At 39.6% G+C, this 23,115-nt stretch carries 22 protein-coding genes and 2 pseudogenes; 13 read left to right on the top strand and 11 right to left on the bottom strand.

The window, feature by feature from the left end:
- Positions 1–18 precede the first annotated feature (18 nt).
- The 4 genes and pseudogenes from F908_RS05750 (at position 19) to F908_RS05765 (ending at position 2,301) form a co-directional block, all read left to right on the top strand.
- Positions 19–1,047, top strand: a complete 1,029-nt coding sequence (locus F908_RS05750; RefSeq protein WP_081399852.1) for an IS701 family transposase — start codon at positions 19–21, stop codon at positions 1,045–1,047.
- 18 nt (positions 1,048–1,065) lie between these two features.
- Positions 1,066–1,425 (top strand): annotated as a pseudogene (locus F908_RS05755) (matrixin family metalloprotease); the annotation flags it as partial.
- A 21-nt stretch (positions 1,426–1,446) separates the two neighbouring features.
- Positions 1,447–1,797: pseudogene (locus tag F908_RS05760) on the top strand (matrixin family metalloprotease); the annotation flags it as partial.
- 120 nt (positions 1,798–1,917) lie between these two features.
- Positions 1,918–2,301: a hypothetical protein gene (locus F908_RS05765; RefSeq protein WP_155756599.1), complete on the top strand. Its 384-nt coding sequence runs from the start codon at positions 1,918–1,920 to the stop codon at positions 2,299–2,301.
- Between the two features lie 48 nt (positions 2,302–2,349).
- Here F908_RS05765 and F908_RS05770 read toward each other — a convergent pair whose 3' ends face one another.
- The 4 genes from F908_RS05770 to F908_RS05785 form a co-directional block, all read right to left on the bottom strand.
- Complete coding sequence (locus tag F908_RS05770; protein ID WP_005158822.1) at positions 2,350–3,642, bottom strand: lytic murein transglycosylase; 1,293 nt, start codon at positions 3,640–3,642, stop codon at positions 2,350–2,352.
- A gap of 635 nt (positions 3,643–4,277) precedes the next feature.
- The gene (locus F908_RS05775) at positions 4,278–5,399 is read right to left on the bottom strand and encodes a 5-(carboxyamino)imidazole ribonucleotide synthase (RefSeq protein WP_005158824.1); all 1,122 of its coding nucleotides are present in this window, start codon (positions 5,397–5,399) and stop codon (positions 4,278–4,280) included.
- Between the two features lie 11 nt (positions 5,400–5,410).
- On the bottom strand, positions 5,411–5,923 hold the full coding sequence (gene purE / locus F908_RS05780) for a 5-(carboxyamino)imidazole ribonucleotide mutase (RefSeq protein WP_005158826.1): 513 nt from the start codon (positions 5,921–5,923) through the stop codon (positions 5,411–5,413).
- A 136-nt stretch (positions 5,924–6,059) separates the two neighbouring features.
- Entirely contained in the window at positions 6,060–6,359 is a 300-nt protein-coding gene (locus F908_RS05785; RefSeq protein ID WP_034602641.1) for a DMT family protein, read from the bottom strand.
- A gap of 265 nt (positions 6,360–6,624) precedes the next feature.
- Between F908_RS05785 and mpl the strand changes: the two genes are divergently transcribed.
- Positions 6,625–7,986: a UDP-N-acetylmuramate:L-alanyl-gamma-D-glutamyl-meso-diaminopimelate ligase gene (gene mpl, locus F908_RS05790; protein ID WP_005158831.1), complete on the top strand. Its 1,362-nt coding sequence runs from the start codon at positions 6,625–6,627 to the stop codon at positions 7,984–7,986.
- Positions 7,987–8,246: 260 nt separating this feature from the next.
- Here the strand turns inward: mpl and F908_RS05795 are convergent, their stop codons facing one another.
- Genes F908_RS05795 through F908_RS05810 form a run of 4 tightly spaced genes read right to left on the bottom strand, consistent with a single transcriptional unit; the run spans position 8,247 to position 12,069 of the window.
- Entirely contained in the window at positions 8,247–8,990 is a 744-nt protein-coding gene (locus F908_RS05795; protein ID WP_005158834.1) for an SDR family oxidoreductase, read from the bottom strand.
- Positions 8,991–9,007: 17 nt separating this feature from the next.
- Positions 9,008–9,706 carry a histidine phosphatase family protein gene (locus tag F908_RS05800; protein WP_005158837.1) on the bottom strand — a complete coding sequence of 233 codons (699 nt, stop codon included), beginning with the start codon at positions 9,704–9,706 and terminating at the stop codon, positions 9,008–9,010.
- A complete protein-coding gene (locus F908_RS05805) occupies positions 9,703–10,824 on the bottom strand; it encodes a phosphotransferase family protein (RefSeq protein WP_005158839.1) in 1,122 nt (373 codons plus the stop codon). The genes F908_RS05800 and F908_RS05805 overlap by 4 nt, the downstream gene beginning before the upstream one ends.
- 15 nt (positions 10,825–10,839) lie before the next feature.
- Positions 10,840–12,069: an acyl-CoA dehydrogenase family protein gene (locus tag F908_RS05810; RefSeq protein WP_171063553.1), complete on the bottom strand. Its 1,230-nt coding sequence runs from the start codon at positions 12,067–12,069 to the stop codon at positions 10,840–10,842.
- 106 nt (positions 12,070–12,175) lie between these two features.
- On the opposite strand from F908_RS05810, the gene F908_RS05815 reads away from it, so the two are divergent.
- From F908_RS05815 to F908_RS05830, 4 genes are all read left to right on the top strand, one after another.
- The gene (locus F908_RS05815) at positions 12,176–13,108 is read left to right on the top strand and encodes a LysR family transcriptional regulator (protein WP_005158846.1); all 933 of its coding nucleotides are present in this window, start codon (positions 12,176–12,178) and stop codon (positions 13,106–13,108) included.
- Positions 13,109–13,396: 288 nt separating this feature from the next.
- Positions 13,397–14,353 (top strand): TerC family protein, encoded by a 957-nt coding sequence (locus F908_RS05820; RefSeq protein ID WP_005158847.1) that lies wholly within the window; start codon positions 13,397–13,399, stop codon positions 14,351–14,353.
- 192 nt (positions 14,354–14,545) lie between these two features.
- Positions 14,546–14,935, top strand: coding sequence for a hypothetical protein (locus F908_RS05825; protein WP_005158849.1), 390 nt, complete (start codon positions 14,546–14,548; stop codon positions 14,933–14,935).
- 58 nt (positions 14,936–14,993) lie between these two features.
- The gene (locus F908_RS05830; protein ID WP_051064410.1) at positions 14,994–16,115 is read left to right on the top strand and encodes a glutathionylspermidine synthase family protein; all 1,122 of its coding nucleotides are present in this window, start codon (positions 14,994–14,996) and stop codon (positions 16,113–16,115) included.
- A gap of 233 nt (positions 16,116–16,348) precedes the next feature.
- Here the strand turns inward: F908_RS05830 and F908_RS05835 are convergent, their stop codons facing one another.
- Positions 16,349–16,822 (bottom strand): hypothetical protein, encoded by a 474-nt coding sequence (locus F908_RS05835; protein WP_005158853.1) that lies wholly within the window; start codon positions 16,820–16,822, stop codon positions 16,349–16,351.
- 187 nt (positions 16,823–17,009) lie between these two features.
- Between F908_RS05835 and guaD the strand changes: the two genes are divergently transcribed.
- The 3 genes from guaD to F908_RS05850 all read left to right on the top strand — a co-directional run bounded on the left by guaD (position 17,010) and on the right by F908_RS05850 (position 19,502).
- On the top strand, positions 17,010–18,326 hold the full coding sequence (gene guaD, locus F908_RS05840) for a guanine deaminase (RefSeq protein WP_005158854.1): 1,317 nt from the start codon (positions 17,010–17,012) through the stop codon (positions 18,324–18,326).
- A gap of 224 nt (positions 18,327–18,550) precedes the next feature.
- Complete coding sequence (hpt, locus tag F908_RS05845; protein WP_005158858.1) at positions 18,551–19,078, top strand: hypoxanthine phosphoribosyltransferase; 528 nt, start codon at positions 18,551–18,553, stop codon at positions 19,076–19,078.
- Positions 19,079–19,250: 172 nt separating this feature from the next.
- Positions 19,251–19,502, top strand: coding sequence for a GlsB/YeaQ/YmgE family stress response membrane protein (locus F908_RS05850; RefSeq protein ID WP_004660536.1), 252 nt, complete (start codon positions 19,251–19,253; stop codon positions 19,500–19,502).
- 59 nt (positions 19,503–19,561) lie between these two features.
- Here F908_RS05850 and F908_RS05855 read toward each other — a convergent pair whose 3' ends face one another.
- Positions 19,562–20,260, bottom strand: coding sequence for a DsbC family protein (locus F908_RS05855; protein WP_005158861.1), 699 nt, complete (start codon positions 20,258–20,260; stop codon positions 19,562–19,564).
- A 441-nt stretch (positions 20,261–20,701) separates the two neighbouring features.
- On the opposite strand from F908_RS05855, the gene F908_RS05860 reads away from it, so the two are divergent.
- Positions 20,702–21,883: a PilT/PilU family type 4a pilus ATPase gene (locus F908_RS05860; protein WP_005158869.1), complete on the top strand. Its 1,182-nt coding sequence runs from the start codon at positions 20,702–20,704 to the stop codon at positions 21,881–21,883.
- 73 nt (positions 21,884–21,956) lie between these two features.
- Here F908_RS05860 and F908_RS05865 read toward each other — a convergent pair whose 3' ends face one another.
- Positions 21,957–22,292, bottom strand: a complete 336-nt coding sequence (locus F908_RS05865; protein WP_155756597.1) for a hypothetical protein — start codon at positions 22,290–22,292, stop codon at positions 21,957–21,959.
- Between the last annotated feature and the right edge of the window lie 823 nt (positions 22,293–23,115).

Below are 23,115 nucleotides of genomic sequence, written 5' to 3' on the forward strand. Positions count from 1 at the left end.
ATAGTTTATAAAGTATCTGTGATCAGACGAACTAAACATGCTTCTACAGCAACTTGTACATTACCCATTTATATGGGCTTTCTCATGACAGAACCGAACTCTATTAGCTGCACACAACTTGCCGAGACTTATAATATCTCGCATGATAGTGTAAATCGCTTTCTGGAGCGTGAAGACTACACACCTCACGACCTATATCAAGAAGCAATTCAACATATTGATAATAATAAACTTATAGTCAGTATTGATGATACTGTTTTAGATAAACCATATAGTCAACATATGGACTTGGTTAGCTATTTTTGGTCAGGCAAACACCACCGATCCGTCAAGGGGATTAATCTCATTACCCTGTATGCGACAGATCAGAATGGTCAAAATATTCCAATTAATTTCCGAATTTATGACAAATCTGAGGGTAAAACCAAGAATGATTACTTTATGGATATGTTAAGTGAAGTACTTAGTTGGGGTGCAAAGATTCAATTTATTACAGGTGATAGTTGGTATTCATCGACTGGAAATCTAAAAACCATAAGAAAATATGGTATTCGATTTATGTTTGGTATCGACTGTAACCGTAAGGTTTCCCCAGAAAAAGGACAATGGTTTCAACTGCGTTTATTGCCAGATTTTCATCAGGGTCAAGTGGTCTGGCTCAAAGATTTTGGCTTTGTACAATTATTTAAGACTCAGTTAAAAGAACAGCAGAGGTTTTATATTGTGCATCAAGATGAAGATGATTTATTGTCCTTTGAGGGTTTTCATGAATTACATTCAAGTCATTGGAAAATAGAGCAATATCACCGAGTGATTAAACAGGTTTGTCATATTGAAAAGTTTCAAGTAAGACGATCTAAACTGATTTTGAATCATATTTTTGCAGCCTTGATGGCCTACGTCGAGATACAAAAGAACCAGTTTGAGCGGATCTTTGAAAATGTATATCGTTGGCAGAAGAAATTATTTAGACCAATCATCAAAGACTTCATTGATGACTTTATTCTCGATAAAAATCATCTCCTACCACAGAGAATCTATAAATAATAGTGCGTAAGTCCTAGTAATATTGAGTTAGTGCAACAAGAAGTGAATCAATACAATCAAAGAATTACTCAATTAAATCAAAAAATAGATGAACTTAATTCACTGGATCAACAACTAGATGCTTCAGTCAAACAATACAAACAACGCTTTCAACCACATTTATTTCATAAAGGCTTATTTAATGGAAAACAAATTTTAATCTATGAGTTTGAATCAGATAACGATTTACGATTAACACTAGCACATGAACTAGGACACGCCCTTGGTTTACAACATGCAAACAGCCCTCAAGCGTTAATGTACCCTATTATGAAAGATCAAGAGATGGACCATTTCCGTCTCACTCAGGCTGACCGTGATTTATTATTAACAAGATAGCCTTTTATGGCTGAATTCGCCCTACAACAAGAGATTCAAGTTCATAATCAAAAAACTCAGCAACTTAATCGAGATATTCAAAAACTCAATCAAAATAATAAGCAACTTGTAGCATCAGCTCATCAATTTAATCAAACATTTCAGCCACGTTTGTTTCACAAAGGGCATTTCAATGGTAAACAGATTTTTATTTATGAATTTTCATCACTGGATGATTTACGCCTCACTCTGGCACATGAGTTTGGACATGCACTAGGTTTAAAGCATACCAAAGATCCAAAATCACTGATGTATCCAAGAATCAAAGAACAAGATGCGAAGAACTTTCAACTCGCAGATGTCGATCTGGAACTACTCGGCTTTTCTCGTTAAGTCTCTGTTATAAGGATATGAGAAATCTATAAGCTGATGTTTTTAAAAAGATCGTAACAATGAGTCGATTCTTTTGATTTATTCATGTTATTGTGGTGTCAAAACATCATCTTAGTCTTAATGGAGATCAGCATGAGTTATTATCATATCCTCATTGAAGTGAATGACCACATCAGTACGATTGAACAGACTCGTGATATTGAAATCTTAGATATTCAGGATCTTAGTCCGTATCTTCATTCTATTTTGATCCCCTATTTCAATGAACATGAATTAGAGTTTGAAGATGAGAATCTTGCTTATAATGAAGTTCTACATCTCGAAGTTAAACAAACGCTCTTGCCAATTGAACACCTGATTGAAGAAGAACAAAAACAACTACCTAGCGATACAGATGTGACCATTACTGCTTACGAGATTTTTAATGATCGTGATTTAAGCCAAGATGTCACTGCGGTAATTTTTGATATTTTAGAAGCCATAAAATTAGATGCTGGGCCCTAAATAAAATAAGGTCTGTGTTTAAGCAGACCTTATTTTATTTAAATATATTTATTGCATCATTTGTTTTGCTTGCTCTTGCCTAAATGCACGTAAAATCTGTTGTCCCGCACGGCCTGTAGGATTCAAGCCTAAGCGCGTTTGCTCTTGGCGAATGGCTTGACGACTTTTGTCTCCAATCAGTCCATCCACCACACCAATATCATAACCTCGCTTGACCAAAAACTGCTGAATTTCGCGACGCTCTGCTCGAGAAGTCCCTGCATCATCCGTTGGCCAAGACGTTAAAAATGCTGTACCACCTCGTAAACGATCAGATAAATGAGCGATCGCTAAACCATAACTTTCAGCAGCGTTATAGCTATAAATTGCATCAAAGTTTTTAAAGACCAAAAATATTGGACCATTTGCGCCCGCAGGTGAAATCAATCCAGCAGGCGTACTACCCGATAAATTACCTTGAATTAAAGCTGTACCATCCGCACGAGTCACACCCTGTGCAACCCAGCTATTCAGCGACCTTTTATTACGGCGGCTTTCACCTGCAACTGACATACCTTGTGGAATTGTCACTTCAAAGCCCCATGGCATACCTGTTTGCCACCCTGCCCGTTTTAGGAAATTGGCCGTCGAAGCCAAAGCATCTGTGGTACTTGAAACCAGATCACGGCGACCATCACCATCAAAATCTACTGCTAAGCGCTCGTAGGTCGATGGCATAAACTGGGTATGACCAAAAGCCCCTGCCCATGAGCCATAGAGTTGATCTTGTGTTAAATCACCACGCTGTAAAACACGCATCGTCGCAAAAAATTCACTACGGAAATAACTTTGGCGGCGACCCTCGCAACTGAGCGTTCCCAAAGCCTGCAATAATGGATATTTACCTGAAATATCGCCGTAGTTACTTTCCACACCCCACACCGCCACTACAGTTTCTGCTGGTACACCATAAGCCTGTTCAACTCGATTTAAAACAGCACGATGTTGAGCAAGTTTTTGTTTGCCCACTTGGACACGCTCATCATCAACCAAACCTGATAAATAGTCCCAAATTGCAGTAGAAAATTCAGGCTGGTAATTTAATTTATCAATGACTGAATAATCAGGCTTTAGGTTTTGTGTATAACGATCATAAATCGCACCAGATACCCCAGATGCGATGGCCTGAGAACGCAAGTTCGCAATACACGACTGGAAATTTGTATTTGGTGAATAGGTACTGTTGGATGGTGCTGTCGTTGTCGCTGACACCGTTGCACCATTAATAATGAGTTCTGCATGCGCTTGATTAAGTAAAGCAAATAAGGCAGTGCCTATAAATAGAGAAAAATGATGTTTCATGTCTTAACCAAAGTTTTTAAATTTAAATTTCCTGTTCACCTTAACACGCAGCCGCACTATGTTCCGTTTGGAAACGTAACTTTGAATTCATTTATTGTCTTTTAAATTTAAAGCCTAATTTTTAAATTCATAACTCCACCATCGTTTTAAATTTAAAAGTTACCCACACCCTTCATTTAAATTCAAAACAAGCATCAATCACTATCTGTATTTTTGAATTTAAAAAATAACTTCATATCGACCATGTTTTTTGAATTCAAAAATAGATACTTCATTTAAATTCATTCCAATTTACTAAAACAGCTCAAACCCACACACTATTCCTTACATTTCATAAAATTAAAATCAAAAGCAGATACCCACAGCCTCAGAATTTAAATTCAAAACACAGCAACACCTTTGGTTTTAAATTTAAAAAATGCATATTTTTGAATTTAAACCACAACACTCAACAACCCAGCATAATTTAAATTCAAATTTTTCACACTATTTTAAATTCAAAAGCCCAGCTTAAAGTTATCCACAGCACTCCAAAAATGGTATCGCACATTTTTTGAATTTAAAACTTTAAATTTAAAATAATAGACGATAAAAAAGCGACCCGAAGATCGCTTTTTTGGCTATTGTGGATAAGTTTAGAGGTTCATATCCGCTGTTAATGCCAATGGAATAGGTAAAATCTGAGCTAATTGGCGGCATAACACGGTCAATTCATCACTATTGTTCGGCATCAAAGTAATATGACCAAGCTTACGACCAGCACGCTCAGACTTATTATAAAGATGTAAATGCGCACCTTTCAGCGCTAAAACATCTTCTGATTTCGGGTGTTGACCAATGATATTGATCATCACTGTTGGACGCACAACATCGGTTGCTCCTAGCGGCAAGCCTGCTACTGCACGGATATGATTTTCAAACTGCGAGCACATCGCACCTTCAATCGACCAATGTCCTGAATTATGAACACGACACGCCATTTCATTGGCATAAAGCCCTTGTTCAGTCACGAATAATTCAAGTGTAAGTACACCCACATAATTAAGATGATTCAACAACCGAGTAATATAGTCTTGTGCAACTGGCTGTAAATCAACACTATTCGGTGCAGGAACGATTGAGTGAGAGAGGATACCATTGTGATGATGGTTTTCGGCGAGTGCCCATGTTTTGACATCACCATCTTGACCACGTACCGCAATAATGGATACTTCACGGCTAAATTTCACAAAACTTTCTGCAATCAAGCTTTTGGCAGGCCCTAATTCAGCCCAAGCTGTATCAATTTGATCTTCAGAACGTAATACGAACTGACCTTTACCATCGTAGCCACCTGTTACGGTTTTTAATACGATAGGTAATCCCAGTTCAGCCACGGCTTGCTTTAAGCTCTCTAAGCTATCCACAGCACGATACGGTGCAACTGGAATACCGAGTTCGTCAAACAAACTTTTTTCTGCCAAGCGATTTTGTGCCGTCGCCAAAGCAAGGCGAGGAGGGTGCAGTGTTTTGGTTTGGGTCAAAACATCTACATCAGCAACAGGCGTATTTTCAAATTCAAGACTGAATACATCGGCACTTGCGATGAAATCTTGTAGTGCTTCTGGATTTTTACTTGAAAATACAGGACCTAAAATAGCTGCTGGGCAGTCTGTTTCGGCTTCGAAAAAGCTACATTGAATATTGAGTGGTAAAGCTGCTTGCGCCATCATGCGCCCAAGCTGTCCACCACCAAAAATACCGATGGTTTTATTCATGATTGGCCCCGTTATACTTGACCAGGAATGTTATTGTTCGATACTTTTTCGGTTTGAGCTGTGCGGAAATCAGCCACATTTTTAGCAATATCTGGGCGGGTTAAACCTAGAATTTGCGCTGCAAGAATTGCCGCATTGGTTGCACCAGCCTGACCAATAGCCAAAGTACCTACCGCAATACCCGCTGGCATTTGTACAATCGAAAGCAATGAGTCAACGCCATTTAAAATTGAAGATTTAACAGGCACACCAAGCACAGGCAAATCAGTTTTAGCAGCACACATCCCCGGTAAATGTGCAGCGCCACCCGCACCTGCAATAATCACCTGAATACCACGATCACGTGCTGTTTCAGCATATTCAAATAAACGATTTGGGGTACGGTGCGCAGAAACCACCTCAGCTTCAAAAGGAACACCCAATTGTTTGAGCATATTAGCGGTATGTTCAAGTGTTGCCCAATCTGATTGAGAACCCATGATAATTCCGACTAAAGGTTGGCTATCTGTTGCGACCGCATTCATTGGCTTTTCCAAAACATGATAAAAATAGAGAAGTATCTCGACTTACGCCAAGCACGAAGGAATAAATTGGCAAATATTATAGCGGTTTTTTCAAACATCCCCAACCACAGAACGCATTAACGACTTTCTTGAAAAATTAAGTTTGATTACGAAAAACAAAATAAACACATCCCATCAAACAAAGCATAGCCCAGACATAATCCAACTTGAATGGTTGTTTAAACAGAAAAACCATAAAGGGAACAAATACCACGAGTGTAACCACCTCTTGGGTGATCTTCATTTCCCCTAAACTCCAACCCTGTTGATTTAATAGTTTAGTTGCAGGAATCATAAAACTATATTCCAATAGAGCAATCAACCAACTAAACAAAATCGCTTGCCAAAGCGGCGCATTGTGTAAAATTTTCAGATGCCCATACCACGCCATCGTCATAAAACAGTTAGAAATGATCAACAAACATAATGCTAAAAGTGTAGGGCTCAATCGGATGTCCTTTTATAAAAATAAGGGCTGAATCATTTGCATTTGAATACATCAGAATAACGTTAAAATCACTCAATTTTAAGTTAATAACAACAACGAATTTTGACTATCTTTTCAATGTCAGCCTTGCTATCGTTGCGATTGATTTTTATTGATAACGACAATCATACACACGAGATTAGTGCTGTATGTAAAGCAGTGGAGAAGGCGCATTATGCATCTGCATATTTTGGGTATTTGTGGCACATTTATGGGGTCTTTGGCTCTATTGGCACGAGATTTAGGACATAAAGTCACAGGTTCAGATGCCAATGTTTATCCACCCATGTCGACTCAACTGGAAAATGCAGGTATTGAATTGATGCAGGGCTATGACCGTAGCCATTTACAACCGCATCCTGATCTTGTGATCGTCGGCAATGCCATGAAACGTGGTATTGATGCGATTGAATACATGTTAAATGAAGGCCTGCCTTATATTTCTGGCCCACAGTTTTTGGCAGACCATGTCTTGCAAGGCAAACATGTACTCGGTGTCGCAGGGACACATGGCAAAACCACAACCACGACCATGCTGGCTTGGGTGCTTGATCAAGCAGGTTTAAACCCTGGCTTTTTGATTGGTGGCGTACCACTGGGTTTTAGCGAAAGCGCACGTTTAGGTGGTGGAAAATATTTCTGTGTAGAAGCCGATGAGTATGATTCTGCCTTCTTCGATAAGCGTTCTAAGTTCGTTCACTATCATCCAAAAACTGCGATTTTAAATAACCTTGAATTTGATCATGCCGACATCTTTGATGACCTCGCTGCCATTCAAAAACAGTTTCACCATTTAGTGCGTACCATTCCAAGTGAAGGTCGTATTATTGCGCCGATTACTGAAACCAATATTGATGAAGTGCTAGAACAGGGCTGCTGGACGCCTGTGGTTCGTACCAGTCTTGAACCAAATGACCAAGCTGCTTTATCTGCGGAGCTGATCAGTGCTGATGGCAGTCATTTTAACGTGCTTGAACACGGTCAAGTGATTGGTGAAGTGAAATGGAACATGACAGGGCAACACAGTGTTGCCAATGCTTTAGCAACGATTGCCGCAGCTCAGCATGTCGGTGTAACGATTGAACAGGCGTGTGAAGCCTTATCCAACTTCGGTGGCGTTAAACGCCGTATGGAGCTGTTAGGAACGGTGCGTGGCATCGAAGTCTATGATGACTTTGCCCATCATCCAACCGCAATTGAAACCACGCTGGACGGCGCACGTAAGCGTTTAGGTGAGCGTAAACTGTGGGCGATCATTGAGCCACGCTCTAACACCATGCGTATGGGTAGCCATAAAGATGGGTTGGCACATTCTGCACGTTTAGCCGATGAAGTGATCTGGTATCAACCAGAAGGCTTGGACTGGGATTTACAACCTGTGATTGCCGCTTCGCCAAACAAGGCCGAAGTCAGCCATTCGCTGGATGAGATCATTACCCGTGTGGTGAATGAAGCAGGTGAGGGCGATGCTGTGGTGATTATGTCGAATGGTGGTTTTGGTGGATTACACCAAAAGTTGATTACGGCTTTGTCATAATCTAGCCTATAGCACACTTTCATAATTCAATCTTGTCACGGTATTTAATACCGTGACAGGCGGCATGGATGCCGCCCGTTGAGCAGGGGTTACATGGACGTACTCTCTGCTCAACAAAGGATTTTTGTTACCTTGCGGAGTAAACTCCTCACCCATGAAAAGTAAGGAAACGCCTATACCCAAACAACTCGACTATTCAGCCTATATGAGGCTGTGCAAATTTGCCAAATCGAGATATCTCCGATTCATTTTAATGGCAATTAACTCAATTTATTTACCAATTTCAACGGCAAAATCTTCATTGCAATCCCCATTGGCAACCACGGCCATTGTGGCACATACGCCTTCACAGGCGCTTTCTCAATTGCTTTAACCAAAGCCTTACAACCCGTTTTCTCATCCACCTCAAATGGTAACTTCTTCGCACCTTCATTCAACTCAGTTCGAATATAACCAGGGAAAATCGTCGAGACCTTAATTGGGGTATGCAGTAACTCAGCACGAATCCCTTCAGCCAAATGTGCCACCGCTGCCTTACTGGCGGCATAAGTCGATAAATGCTTCGGTAAACCACGCATTGCACTCATCGAAGAAATTACCACCAAATGCCCTTTATTTTGCGCTCTAAAGATTTCTACTGCTGCTTCACATTGCGCCAATGCCGAAATAAAATTGGTTTCAGCCGTAGCGCGGTTTACATCAAAATGCCCCTTACCAATACGACGACCTTCGCCCACACCTGCATTGACAATAATTCGGTCAATTGTCCCAAAATCTTGCTGAAACGCTTTAAATACCGTAAACACATCATCGTAATGGGTGACATCCAATACCTTGATACCCACTTGAATTGAATACTGGCTTTGTAATTCTTGCTTTAGTGTTTCTAAACGCTCTAAACGTCGTGCACACAATGCCAAATTGTAACCTTTAGCCGCAAATTCACGCGCCATGCCTGCGCCCAAACCCGAGCTTGCCCCTGTAATTAAAATGGTCTTTGCCATGCCTGCCACCTATATTTTTAAATCCATGTTAAAAGTTCAGCATCACGTGTTTTTAAATAATGATGCTCATTAAAGCTCAGTAATTGCAAACGTCCATCTGTCCAACGTAGTGTGGTAATACTGGCATTGGCAATCGACCAATTTAGCGCAAAGATCTGCTTTGCATTCAACCCCAATACTTTACCTACCGCCACAGAAATCACGCCGCCTGAACTAAATACGACGGCTTGACGATGCTTTGTCATATCAATACTTTCGCAAAGCGATTGCAGTGCTTGCTCAACACGTGATTGAAAGCCTAACCATGTTTCATGATATTCATGGTCATATTGCGCTCCAATCCAACGATCAATCGCACCATCAAAAATTTTAGCGAGATAAGCACGTGGATTGGCAAGCAAATCGACATCTTGTTTGAGCAATTCAGGCTGATTAAAACGCGGTTCATATTGAGCAAAGACATGCTGATGATCAAACTCATTCCACGCCGATTCGGTTTGAATGGATGCATCATGGAAACTTTGCGATAAAGCGAGTTGCGCCGTCTGCTGATGACGTTGCATTGAACCTGCAACCACTAAAGGCGTTTGTTTTAGGGTTTGTTTAAAAAAATCACCCACAACCTGTGCCTGTTGTTCACCTTTAGCTGAAAGCTGATCGTAGCTCGCTGCACCAAACGACGCTTGCCCATGCCGCACCAAATAAATCGTGCTCATTGTTTTAAAATATCCTGTAGTTTTGCAGCATATTCAGGAATCAATGGACGTGCTTCAGTATTGTTTTGCGCAATCAGTTTTAAGGCCCGAATATGTAAGGCATGAATCAAAATCCAAAAATCCTTAAAGGCGGGATTATCAGTTTGCTGATGGTAATAACGATAATAAATCTGTTGCGCAATCACGGCTAAACGGAACAAACCAAACACTTCATAAAAGGCCCAATTCGTTGGTTGCAAACCTGTTTTTTCCAGATAGTAATCCACCACCTGTTGACGTGTCAGCATACCTTTTAAATTGGTCGGTTGACGGCGGCTTGATTTCATCAGCGCATCATCATCCTCTTGAATCCAGTAGGCAAGGGCGCTGCCCAAATCCATCAATGGATCACCGAGTGTTGCCATTTCCCAATCCAGCACACCAATCACTTTTGTAGGTTGTTGTGGATCTAAAATGACATTATCAAAACGCCAGTCATTATGAATTACGCAAGTTTTAGCATCGGCAGGAATATGTTCCAACAACCACTCACGCACAAAAGCAAAATCAGGAACATTCGGTGTGAGTGCTTTGCTATAACGTGCATCCCAACCTTCGACTTGACGGCGACAATAACCTTCACCTTTGCCCAGTTGTTCCAATTCTGTACCTTGATACGGCACTTGATGCAGCTCGATCAATTTATCTAGAACATTCAGGCACAATTGCTGTACCTGTTGCTCATCTAACTGTAATTCTTTCGGTAAATTGGCGCGTGGAATAATGCCCTCGATCCGTTTCATCACATAGAAGTCACAGCCAATTACGCTCTCGTCCTGACACAGTGCCATCATTTCAGGCAGGACAGGGTAGAACGGCGCAAGATGCTTCTGCACATTGTATTCACGTTCCATATCATGTGCTGATTTGGCTTTGGTGCCTTTCGGTGGACGGCGTAAAATTAGATCTGCATTGTCATATTGCAGGCGATAAGTCCAATTCGATGCACCACCCGAATATTGGGTGACTTGTGCCTGTCCTTGTAGATTTATACCTTGGTCTTTTAACCACGTTTCCACTGCGGAAATATCCAGTTCTTCGCCATGCCGAACCTGACCACCCACATCAATCACTGCCATTTTCTTATATCCTTATCAACGACCATAGCCACGTTTTTTGAGTTCTAGTTTAGCAATCATGCCCTTATGTACTTCGTCTGGTCCATCAGCTAAACGTAAACTGCGTGCTTGATTAAAGAATGCAGTCAGTGGTGTATCACGTGACACACCTTCGCCGCCATGAATCTGAATCGCCATATCCACCACATTTTGCAATACGGTTGGTGCAACCACTTTGATTGCAGAAATTTCGGTGAGTGCCGCCATATTACCTAAAGTGTCCATCTTGTAAGCCGCATACAGCGTTAATAAACGGGCTTGGTCGATTTGCACGCGGGCTTCTGCCACACGTTCTAAATTCCCACCCAACTTTAATAATTCTTTGCCAAAGGCTTTACGGGACATGCCACGATCAATCATCAACTCTAAGGCTTTTTCAGCTGCGCCAATACAACGCATACAATGGTGAATACGCCCTGGCCCTAAACGCCCTTGAGCGATTTCAAAACCTTGCCCAGCGCCGCCAATAAAGTTGCTCACTGGCACACGCACATTGTCAAAACTAACTTGCCCATGTCCATGTGGCGCATCGTAATCACCAAACACAGGCAACATTCTTTCAATCGTCACGCCTTGCGTTTCAATCGGTACTAAGACCATCGAATGTTGATGATGACGGTCTTTGCTCTCGTCAGGGGTATAAGCCATGAAGATAATCACTTTGGCATTGGGATCACCCAAGCCCGATGACCACCATTTACGCCCATTCAGGACGATTTCATCACCATCAATCACTGCCGTGGCTTGCATATTAGTGGCATCACTGGAAGCCACGGCGGGTTCAGTCATACAGAACACTGAACGGATTTCTCCTGCAAGCAAAGGTTGCAACCATTGCTGTTTTTGTGCCTCGCTACCATAGCGCCATAACACTTCCATATTGCCGCTATCAGGTGCATTACAGTTAAATACGGTGGGTGCAAGTAAGCTACGTCCAGTCAGTTCGGCAATATGCGCATATTCCTGAACCGATAAACCAGCACCCAATTCCGCATCGGGCAAAAACATATTCCATAAGCCAGCCGCTTTAGCCTTATCTTTCAATTGTTGTAATTGTTCAGGCCACTGCCACTTGGTCCAGTCACCATCCACATTGCGATGATGGACGTCATCCCAAAATACCTTTTCGATCGGTTCAATTTCTTGTTGGATAAAGGCTTTGGTTCGTGCAATAAAATCCTGTGCGCGTTCAGACAATCCAAACATCATCATTTCCCTCAAAGTAAAAATTTGGCGAAGCTTGATTCGCTGCTTTACATCACCATAAGCGAAAATTTATTATGAATGAAATGATTTTATTTTATTCAAAACTATGAATCAAATTCATAATACTAGCCCATTGGAAGTGGCTCACTTTCATCGTATTGATATTAATTTATATCCGCTGTTTATTGCGATTTTTGAACAAAAGAGCATTTCTAAAGCTGCCCAATTGTTGTGTATCAGCCAATCTGCTGTCAGTCATGCTTTACAACGTTTACGTGTACAACTTAAAGATGAGCTGTTTGTGCGTAGTGGGCAAAAAATGCTGCCTACGCCTTATGCTGAGCAGATTTATCAGCCGATTCAAATGGCTTTATTGAGTATTCAAAAAATCGCTATGCCTCAGCAAGATTTTAGGCCGAGCATGCTACAAAGTATAAAAATCGCGATTCATGATGAAATCGAACCCATTATTTTTCCTCAATTGGTCAATCACTTTGCCAAGCAAAATCTCAATATCCAGTTTTTTAGTTCTAAACTTGATCGTAAAAATATGTTGGCTGATTTGTCAGCACAACAAATCGATTTTGTGATTGACTTAGTACAACCGTATCAAGCTCATTTACAGTTTGAAAACCTGATTGAAGATTATTTTGTGGTCTGCACACAGCAAACTAAAATGAATTTATCGCTCTATTTATCATCACCGCATATTGGTGTGTCATCACGGCGTACGGGGTTATTATTGGAAGATATTTATCTTAATCGGCACCAATTGTCTCGGCAAATTTTTCTACGCTGTCAGCACTATTCGACAGCTTTACAGGTCTTAGCGCAGCACCCAAATGCAATACTGACTATCCCTCAAAGTATTCTGAAACATCTACACTATTCAAAAGATTTACAGATTCATGCTCTTCCGATTGAATTACCCAAAATCAATATGGGTATGTATTGGCATGAGCACGTAAAACACAATCCTCGACATCAATTTTTACGCACAGAGATTTTGAAAATTTTTAATCCTGACCTAATTTGCTGAAGATTTGCACATTTGCTAAAAATGTGTAATTCTATACACACATTTGGATGTCACCATCCATACAGAATTCGTTTGACAAGGGGAGTAGCCTCCTCCAAACCTAGGTAGTGTAGTTAAAATACTTAGGTGTCAGAGCTTCGTCATTACACTTTGCAAAAAGTCGGACTCTGAGCATCGCAATCGATTTGTGATGTAGGCAAGACCTTGATCATGTTGAAACAGATGTATTTATTCATCTGGCAACTGGTCAAGGTTTTTTTATGCCCAGTTGCTAGATATGGAGTTGTGATGGAAACTATCGGTAATCTATGGCTGTATGTCGTATTCTTCGGCCTTGTCACAGTCATGCTTTTGGTCGATTTTTTAGGCTTTAAACAAAAACAAAACCAAGATGTTCCAATCAAGCAAGCCGCTTACTGGAGTATTGCTTGGGTCACTGTAGCAGTGCTATTTGGTGGGGGCTTGTGGCTCTATCTACAGCAAACAGTAGGACTCACCCTTGCGAATCAAAAAACCATGGAATACTTCGCAGGTTATCTACTGGAAAAATCACTAGCAATTGATAATGTCTTCGTTTGGCTGATGATCTTCGCAGCTTTTGCAATTCCACCTGCATTGCAACGTAAAATCCTGCTGTACGGCGTACTCGGCGCAATTGTCTTAAGAACCATTTTTATCTTTATTGGGGCTTGGTTCGTACAAGAATTTTCTTGGGTACTTTATATTTTCGGTGCGTTCCTTGTTTATACAGGTTTTAAATTCCTAAAAGGACAAGACGAAGAAACCAATATCGAAGATATCAAAACCTTAAAATGGTTACGCAAACATATGCGTATCACGCCACAGCTTGAGGGTGAAAAATTCTTTGTTCGCCGTGATGGTTTGTTGTGGGCAACACCATTATTTTTAGTTCTGATTTTGGTTGAAGGTTCCGACGTTATCTTTGCGGTCGACTCAATTCCTGCGATTTTCGCTGTAACCAGTGACCCGTTCATTGTATTAACAGCGAACTTAATGGCGATTTTGGGTTTACGTGCAATGTTCTTCTTACTTGCTGGCGCTGCATCTAAATTACATTATTTGCCTTATGGTTTAGGCATTATCTTATTGTTTATTGGTGCGAAGATGTTATTGCTGGATGTATTCCATATGCCAATCTGGATTTCATTGGGCTTTATCGTACTGGTACTCAGTATCACTGCTTATCTATCATTACGTCATAATAAAAAGCAGTTGCAATCTTAATCAGTTGAATTCAGGCATTTGATAAATTCAGGTGCCTGAACAGTTAAATCATAAAAATAGACTGTACATTAAAAAAACAGATCAATATCATATGGCGGCTTAAAGCTTTTATCTTTCCTAATCAGAAACATAATAAACAAGACTTGCTCACATATTTATGTCGATCAAGCAAATTAAAATGAGTGGGGTCTCATGCGTTCTAAAAAAATTAATCTTGTGGTGGTGCCATTGCTACTCACTGCATGTAGCCACAATGATGGACCGCTAGTACAAGATGTTTATAACAATCAATATGATTGTGCAACAGACTGGAATACTGAAACTTGTGAAGAAGAAAATGGCTCAGGAAGCGGAAGTTCTACTGCTGGCGTTCGCTATTATGGTGGTTTTGGTTCTGGGCGTTATTTAGGACCACAATATTATCAACATAATCGTGAAGTCTCTTTTAAAGGCAACACCTTGAGACCACATACCAATCTCAGTGTGGGACAACCTTCAATTTCAACCACTGCAAAACGCTCTTCTGTATCATCACCTATTCGTGGCGGTTTCGGTCGTGGCAGCTCATCATTTGGCGGCTAATTAAAAGACTGAAACTCAAGATGAAAAGAAAAATCTTAACCCCCGCACAGACTGGCAACTGGAGCACCAAAAGATTGGTTTTGACTACTTTAATTTACCCTCACTGGATGGCTCAATTTACTGGTCAGAAGGAATTGCCTACGAATTTACACTGAAGCAAATTGAGCAGCTTGAAGATGCAGCTAATGAACTGCATCAAATGTGTTTAGCTGTGACAAGTGATTTGATTCAACGCGGTAATTATCCTAATTATTTTCAGATTCCAGTTGCTGCAATTGCACAAATCGAGCAGTCTTGGCGACAAAATGCGCCGATGCTTTATGGACGCTTTGACTTTGCCTATGATGGGCGCAATATCAAAATGCTGGAATACAATGCTGATACTCCCACAGGACTGTTAGAGGCATCAGTAGCACAATGGCTATGGATCGAACAAGTATCTGGGATTTCGAATCGAGATCAGTTTAACAGTATTCACGAGGACTTGATTAAGCGTTGGCGAACCATTCTACCGCGAGGAAGTCACGTGCATTTCGCAGCCTGTCAGGAGGCAGGGCGAGAGGATTGGGGCAATCTAGAATATTTAATGGATACCGCTTTTCAAGCACATCTACAGGTCTCTGAACTCTCAATGGAAAATATTGGCTGGAATGGACAATGTTTTGTTGATCTAAATAATCGACCGATTCAAAACCTATTCAAGTTATATCCTTGGGAATGGATTTGGGAAGAATCATTCTCTCAATATCTGAGTCCGCAATCGAATTGGATCGAACCATGTTGGAAAATGCTGCTCTCTAATAAAGCGATTTTAGTGGAGCTTTGGAAACGCTATCCAAATCACCCACTTTTAGTTGAGACCCATCATTTTGAGCCCCAGCAAAAATTCTCTGGCAAATGGGTGAAAAAACCGATCTTAGCAAGGGAAGGGGCGAATATTCGAGTGTTGCAAGATGGTCAAGATCAAGGGGCTGCTTCTGGTAGTTTCTATTTTGATGACTATGATAAATATGGCTATGTGGTACAAAAATGGGTAGAGACTCCATTGTTTGCTGGTCAGTTACCCACGCTGGGTTTATGGATGGTGGGACATCAGTGTGCAGGCATGTCGATTCGTGAGGACTGCTACGACATTATTGGCAATGATGCCCATTTTGCCGCGCATTATTTTGTGGAATAGAGAAAGGACAATATTTATATGTAGAGAAATCATCTACATTTTTTGTTTTTTGAAGGTAAATCTCATAATATTCTATCTTCCCCAGCCGCATGGCTGTCGCTGGTTTAGCTGTGGTATCAGGCAGGTACCATCAGCTAAAGAAAGGATTTTTCTACTTTTGATCCATCAAAAGTAAAGCGTAATTCAATATTCATCCTAATCACTCATACGCTATATCATCATAAAATACAGACTTAAATTCTATGCGCTGCAACCCGTTTCATATAAGACACCAAACGAGTAAAAAATAAAATTTGCAGAAAAATGGTAAAAGCCGAAACACACCATTCGTACCACATTTCAAATGCGGTTTGCGCTAAACCAAAATATTGATAAATTCCCAATAAAACTAGCCCAAAAACAATTCCAAACACCGTATTTTGCATCAGAATAGGAAAGGACAACGCCGTGACCCGATTTAAGAAATGGACACCTTGATCAGCACCATTGGCTTGATAAGTCCGTTGAATCCCAATCAGCATAATCAATAGGGTCAATGCAGCTTCAATCCCAATCACTCGAATATCAGAATAAGGCGAATACATACCGTAATAGTACACCGCACTCACCACCAATGCCGCTGCGAGATAATAGTTTTTATAATGTTGTTTACTTAGAGTATCTTCAGCCAACTCATGCGCTAAAGCTTTGGTATTCCAATAATACATCTTTATTTTTTCCAAAAAGTATAATTATTGCTGACAATTTACGTATTTACACCGAAAAGTAAAGTGAATTGATCCAATCAATTACTCATACCTCGCTCGGCTTTCTATACTTAAATTAGACGAATAATCCAGTAAAACGAGCAAAATCGAGTACAATCAATCGAAAAAAGTAAAATTGTAGGTTGTTATGACTTTGGCTACTCCCATCACTGTTATTCGTGGTCGCTTCTTAGATATTCAAAAAACTGTTGCTCAAGCAAATCAAATTGCAGATCAAGTCCGTTATCTCGAAGATGGTGTCCTCATCACGGAACAAGGCAAAATTCGCTGGTTTGGCACGTGGAACGACGCTCAAGACCATCTACCAATCAATATTGAAATTCAGCATTATCCAGAGCAACTGATCATCCCAGGCATGATCGATACGCATATTCACTTTCCACAAACGGAAATGGTCGGTGCTTACGGCGAACAGCTTTTGAGCTGGTTAAACACTTATACGTTCCCAACTGAAATCCAGTTTAAAGACAAAGCTTATGCGAGCGAGATCGCCAAGTTTTTTGTGAATGAACTGCTTAAAAATGGCACCACCACAGCATTAGTCTTTTGTACGGTACATCCTGAATCGGTCGATGCTTTATTTGAAGCCGCAGAACAGCATCAAATGCGTCTCATTGCAGGTAAAGTCATGATGAATCGTCATGCACCTGAAGCCCTGTGTGATAGCGCAGACAGCAGCTATGACGACTCTAAGGCACTCATTGAGAAGTGGCATGGTCAAGGTCGTGCGTTATATGCCATCACACCACGCTTTGCTCCAACCTCTACACCTGAACAACTTGAAAGAGCAGGACAACTCAAAGCTGAACATCCTGATGTTTATGTACATACTCATCTAAGCGAAAATAAAGATGAAATTGCATGGGTTAAAGATTTATTCCCAGCACAAAAGGGTTATTTAGATGTCTATCATCATTATGGCTTAACGGGTCAGCGTTCTGTATTTGCTCACTGCGTTCATTTAGAAGATGCTGAATGGCAATGTATGCATGAGACTGACTCTGCAATTGCGTTCTGCCCAACCTCAAATCTGTTCTTAGGCAGTGGTTTATTCCCATTGAAAAAGACATGGCAGCAACAGGTTAAAGTCGGTTTGGGAACCGATATTGGGGCAGGGACTTCTTTTAGTTTATTACAAACAGTCAATGAGGCTTACAAAGTACAACAGTTGCAAGGTGACAAATTATCAGCTTACGAATCGCTGTATCATGCGACCTTAGGCGGTGCAAAAGCCTTAGATCTCGATGACAAGCTAGGTAACTTCAATGTGGGTAAAGAAGCTGATTTTGTGGTGTTAAATCTCAAGCCAACAGCATTGCAACAATTACGTCAGTCTCGTGCTAAATCACTTGAAGATAGTCTATTTGCATTATTTACCATGGGGGATGATCGAAATGTCGAGGCAACCTATATCTATGGACAAAAAGCCTATAGTCAAAACTAAAATTTTAAACAAACAAAGGTTTGGATTTTTATTATTGGCTATTGGATGTACGGTGCTATTGAAACGTGACAGTGCATCTGCTCAAAATGAAACATTTTCTTCACCATCAAAAGGTGCATGAAATCTGATTTTGTTTTAAAATTGTCGTATTAGCTCAAGATTTCGAGGTGTTGCAGGTCAACACCTTTTTTATTTTCCCGTTTTTAATTTTTAGGAATCTACCGATGACCATTGCAATGCGAATTATGATTTCCAGTGAAGAGATTCAAGCCAAAGTGAAACAACTCGGTGAGAAAATCAATGCACACTATGCTCAAAGTGACAAGGAACTGGTATTGATTGGTTTACTGCGTGGTTCAGTCATTTTTATGGCAGATTTGTGCCGTGCTATTGAAAAACCGCATGAACTCGACTTTATGACCGTTTCAAGCTATGGCGGTGGCACAGTTTCAAGCCGTGATGTCAAAATCCTGAAAGATCTGGATGGTGAGATTCACGGCAAAGATGTGCTGGTGGTTGAGGATATTATTGATTCAGGGAATACCTTAAGCAAAGTGGTTGAAATGCTCAAAACACGTAATCCAAACTCAATTGAACTTTGTACTTTGGTAAGCAAACCTTCACGCCGTGAGATTGATTTAGAAGTAAAATTCTTAGGTTTTGAAGTCGAAGATCGCTTTATTGTCGGTTACGGTTTAGATTTCGATCAAAAGTATCGTCACTTACCCTTTATCGGTGAAATCGGTCTTTGATCAATTATAAAGGCGCTTTAAAGCGCCTTTTTTATTCTAGCTTGTTAATCAAAGCACGATAAAGATTGCACAAAAATACGACATAACTCAGTAATCCACTACAGACAGAGTTAGGCTAAATCGAGCAGGATAGTAACAAACAAATACTATGGTAAAACAAGGAGAAAAGGTCATGTGGTCTCTCATTGTAGCGATTGTGGTCGGTTTTTTTGCAGGTTTAATTGCCCGTGCGTTGCATCCTGGTGAAGATAAAGCAGGATTTATTGTTACCACCTTATTAGGGATTGCAGGTTCATTATTAGCAACCTATGGCGGTCGCTTACTTGGATTATATGGTGAAAACTCAGCGGCTGGCTTTATCGCATCGGTCATTGGTGCCATTATTATTTTGTTCATCTACAACTTGGTCACCAAGAAAAGTTAGAACAAAATAAATTAAAAATGCCCAAATCATTTTATTACAATGCATTGGGCATTTTTTATTTATAAACCGAGTTCTTTCCAAATCATCCGAATGTCTTCAGCACTCCGCCCACCAACCATTTTCAGACCATTCCCGAATATCAGCGTTGGCGTTCCTTCTATACCTAATTTTTTCCCTAATTCCAGATTGCGATCAATCGGATTAGTACAAGTTTTTTCTTTAGGCTGTACATTCTTCTGCAATAAGTTTTTCCACGCATAAGCTTGGTTAGGATCACACCAAATCGATTTTGAGACCGCAATCGATTGTGCTTTTAGTGGGTAGATAAACGTATAAATGGTGACATCATTGAGCTTATCCAGTTCAGCTTCTAATTTCTTACAATAGGGGCAATTCGGATCTGAAAAAATAGCGAGCTGCTGTTTACCATTGCCCTTTACCGTTTTTATTGCATCTTTTAAAGGTAATTGTTTCCAGTCAATTGAATTTTGCTTTAGAACCAAGTCCTTGGTCAGATTCTTTTGATCTTTTAAACGAACCATCGAACCAATAAACATATGTTGGGCATTTTCATCCAAATAAATAATCTGATTGTCTAAATTGGCACTATATAGTCCTGTCATTTCTGTTGCTTGAATATTGCTAACATGAATATTGGGATATTGCTGATTTAAATTATTTTTTAAGGTTTCTACATTTGCAAAAATCATCGCAGACGTGCAACTCAATAATGAAAATAAAGCGATTCTTTTCAACATGTCTCATACTCAACTCAAAATTAGTGCTATTTTAATCAGGCTTATCCTCATAAATTGCACAGCTTACTCAGTCACAACCAAAAGCCAACCAATCATCGTCATGTTTCACGTGGAACATCTTTTTTTTAAAGTGGTTTCAAATCAAAGATAAAAAAGCTCGTTTTGGTAAAAAAATGACAAAAATTCTCACATTGTATTGATATTCATATAATAAATAAAAATCAAACTAGATCGATGGGTTTATTTTTGGAATAATCCAATCACAATCAGCAAGGCAACTTTTGTAATCTCGTTCAGCGTGAATGAAAAGCCATGAAATGACTTACAGAACTTTTGAAACTTCATTTTAAAGAAACAAGGATATGTTTTCCTTTGCATGATTAGTTTTAACTTCACACCATCTGACTCAATCTAGTCTTGTCTTAAAATTTAGGTACATCCATGTATAACGCGGAATTATTAGAAGAAGCCAAAACGTTTATGTTTCATATGTTGACCAAAGTGGTTGAATATGGCGGCTCAGATTTATTCATTACAGCAGACTTTCCACCGAGTATTAAACTCCAAGGTTTAATGCGTCCTTTAGGTCAGCAAACTTTAACCCCAGAAAAAACTAAGCTATTTGCATATAGCTTAATGAATGAAAAGCAACGCCAAGAATTTGAAAATGAATGGGAATGTAATTTCGCAATTAATATTCCAGAAGTATCACGCTTTCGTGTCAATGTATTTAAGCAACAACTACAAATCGGCATGGTTATCCGAACCATTACGTCAGAAATACCCACCTTCCAAAAGCTCAAACTCCCAGAATCATTGAAAAATGTCATGATGGAAAAACGTGGCCTAATATTGGTAGTTGGAAGTACGGGATCAGGTAAATCTACGTCATTGGCAGCCATGATTGACCATCGTAATGAAAACTCAGCAGGACATATTATTACGGTCGAAGATCCAGTCGAATATGTTCATAAACATAAAAAATCAATGATTACCCACCGAGAAGTAGGTGTAGATTGCCATACTTGGCACCATGCCTTAAAAAATACATTGCGTCAGGCACCTGATGTGATTTTGATTGGTGAAATCCGTGATACTGAAACCATGGAACATGCCATTGCTTTTGCTGAAACTGGGCATTTATGTTTAGGAACTTTACATGCCAACAACGCCAATCAAGCATTAGATCGGATCATGAACTTCTTTCCAGATGAACGCCGTAATCAATTGCTGATGGATCTTTCATCTAATATGAAAGCGATTATTTCTCAACGCTTGGTCCGTACTCAAGATGGTCAAGGTCGTCGTGCAGCCGTAGAGATTCTACTGAATACACCATTAATTGCAGAAAATATCTTAAAAGGTCAATTTCATAATCTTAAAGAAATTATGACCAAGTCTCGTGAATTAGGTATGCAAACTTTTGATCAGGCCTTGTTTGATTTATATAACGAAGGTGCAATTAGTTATGATGAAGCGTTACGTAATGCTGACTCATTGAATGAGTTACGCTTACAAATCAAGCTAAAAAGTACTCGTCAAGAAGGAGTTCCAGCTAGTGCAGCAACTTCTTTAAATATGCTGAAAGAAGACTCTGAAGAGCAAGAAATGCAAGGCATTTAAACAAAAAAAACAGCCTAAATAATAGGAATTATTTAGGCTGTTTTTTAAAATCTAAAGATTTATATTCAATATTTTAGGAATCAATTGAAAATTTCTTCTTTAAAGCATGCCAATAACGAATCATTTTATTCTTAAAGTTTATGATAGTTGCTTTAAAACCAACTTCTTTTTTCGACTGGTGCTTTAATCTCTCTTGTAAAAGTTTTTCTTTTTCCTGAATTTCAGCAAGTTTACGTTCTTTTGCTTGTTGTTGTTCTTTAACCTTATCAGCTACAGTCTGACCTGTACCTTTGCAAGGTTTGGATTGGAATATAACAGATCCATTCTCTTTACATTGATAAATCTCTGTTTTCGCATAAATAAATGTCGAAAACATACAAAAAAACACAGTCAAAATAAAATAGTTCACGGTATATAACCTAATATTCATTTTAGAATTTAATCATTTTATCATTACCAATTTTAAAATATATTAATTTATATTCACAAGATAAATTAAAGCTATATAAGCATAAGCAAAATAATGAAACGAATTAATAATTTTTATTAATCTAAAAAATTAATTCTTTATTTGGCATAAAATACACAATAAATTCTACAAAAAAAGCACTAAGAAGATATTCTTAATGCCTATATAAAATTTTAAACTCTTAAAAAATTACTTTCCAATACAGAATGTAATTTAACCAATTAAAATAAATAAAAACAATTACTTAAAAAACTCATATTTTTATTGAGACTAATGTGGGACTAATTATGTCAACGCTAGGCTGTTTTGCGCTGTCATGATTGGCGGCTCAGGTATGGTTATCTTGACCACTGGGGGGAGGGGAAAATTTCAAAATTATTTTATTTAGAAACCGCCCGAATAATCACACTATAACTCTATTGGGATTTTAAGAATTAAAACCACGTTTTACTCTCTCCCTCGCGCGCGCGCGCGTTTTATTGATTATTGTCTGACGGTATAGCGGTTTGCTGTGTTTTTTCGCTCCCATCATTTAATTGAAGCGGAATAGAGTATTTAAAGCTGCTCCTCTATTTAGTGGCTCAGGTGGGATTAGATTTAGAATCTTATCCATTGTGAGTAGCTTAAAGATACTCACTAACTATCTTTGAGCTAGTCACTTGCATGGGTTTCGGTGATTACCGAAACGATAACGTAATCCTAAATTAACTTAGCCGTCCAAGTGGCTGATTAAGTAGCTTGGTTGTTTAGATGCGCTCAAATT

The sequence above is a fragment of the Acinetobacter sp. NIPH 284 genome, from assembly GCF_000369425.1.
GTDB lineage: Bacteria > Pseudomonadota > Gammaproteobacteria > Pseudomonadales > Moraxellaceae > Acinetobacter.

Excerpts from the sequence above, each read along its gene's own strand:
- F908_RS05765 (WP_155756599.1), top strand. The coding sequence starts at position 1,918 with ATGGAGATCAGCATGAGTTATTATCATATCCTCATTGAAGTGAATGAC.
- F908_RS05770 (WP_005158822.1), bottom strand. The coding sequence starts at position 3,642 with ATGAAACATCATTTTTCTCTATTTATAGGCACTGCCTTATTTGCTTTA.
- F908_RS05775 (WP_005158824.1), bottom strand. The coding sequence starts at position 5,399 with ATGAATAAAACCATCGGTATTTTTGGTGGTGGACAGCTTGGGCGCATG.
- purE (WP_005158826.1), bottom strand. The coding sequence starts at position 5,923 with ATGAATGCGGTCGCAACAGATAGCCAACCTTTAGTCGGAATTATCATG.
- F908_RS05785 (WP_034602641.1), bottom strand. The coding sequence starts at position 6,359 with ATGACGATGGCGTGGTATGGGCATCTGAAAATTTTACACAATGCGCCG.
- mpl (WP_005158831.1), top strand. The coding sequence starts at position 6,625 with ATGCATCTGCATATTTTGGGTATTTGTGGCACATTTATGGGGTCTTTG.
- F908_RS05795 (WP_005158834.1), bottom strand. The coding sequence starts at position 8,990 with ATGGCAAAGACCATTTTAATTACAGGGGCAAGCTCGGGTTTGGGCGCA.
- F908_RS05800 (WP_005158837.1), bottom strand. The coding sequence starts at position 9,706 with ATGAGCACGATTTATTTGGTGCGGCATGGGCAAGCGTCGTTTGGTGCA.
- F908_RS05805 (WP_005158839.1), bottom strand. The coding sequence starts at position 10,824 with ATGGCAGTGATTGATGTGGGTGGTCAGGTTCGGCATGGCGAAGAACTG.
- F908_RS05810 (WP_171063553.1), bottom strand. The coding sequence starts at position 12,069 with ATGTTTGGATTGTCTGAACGCGCACAGGATTTTATTGCACGAACCAAA.
- F908_RS05815 (WP_005158846.1), top strand. The coding sequence starts at position 12,176 with ATGAATCAAATTCATAATACTAGCCCATTGGAAGTGGCTCACTTTCAT.
- F908_RS05820 (WP_005158847.1), top strand. The coding sequence starts at position 13,397 with ATGGAAACTATCGGTAATCTATGGCTGTATGTCGTATTCTTCGGCCTT.
- F908_RS05825 (WP_005158849.1), top strand. The coding sequence starts at position 14,546 with ATGCGTTCTAAAAAAATTAATCTTGTGGTGGTGCCATTGCTACTCACT.
- F908_RS05835 (WP_005158853.1), bottom strand. The coding sequence starts at position 16,822 with ATGTATTATTGGAATACCAAAGCTTTAGCGCATGAGTTGGCTGAAGAT.
- guaD (WP_005158854.1), top strand. The coding sequence starts at position 17,010 with ATGACTTTGGCTACTCCCATCACTGTTATTCGTGGTCGCTTCTTAGAT.
- hpt (WP_005158858.1), top strand. The coding sequence starts at position 18,551 with ATGACCATTGCAATGCGAATTATGATTTCCAGTGAAGAGATTCAAGCC.
- F908_RS05850 (WP_004660536.1), top strand. The coding sequence starts at position 19,251 with ATGTGGTCTCTCATTGTAGCGATTGTGGTCGGTTTTTTTGCAGGTTTA.
- F908_RS05855 (WP_005158861.1), bottom strand. The coding sequence starts at position 20,260 with ATGTTGAAAAGAATCGCTTTATTTTCATTATTGAGTTGCACGTCTGCG.
- F908_RS05860 (WP_005158869.1), top strand. The coding sequence starts at position 20,702 with ATGTATAACGCGGAATTATTAGAAGAAGCCAAAACGTTTATGTTTCAT.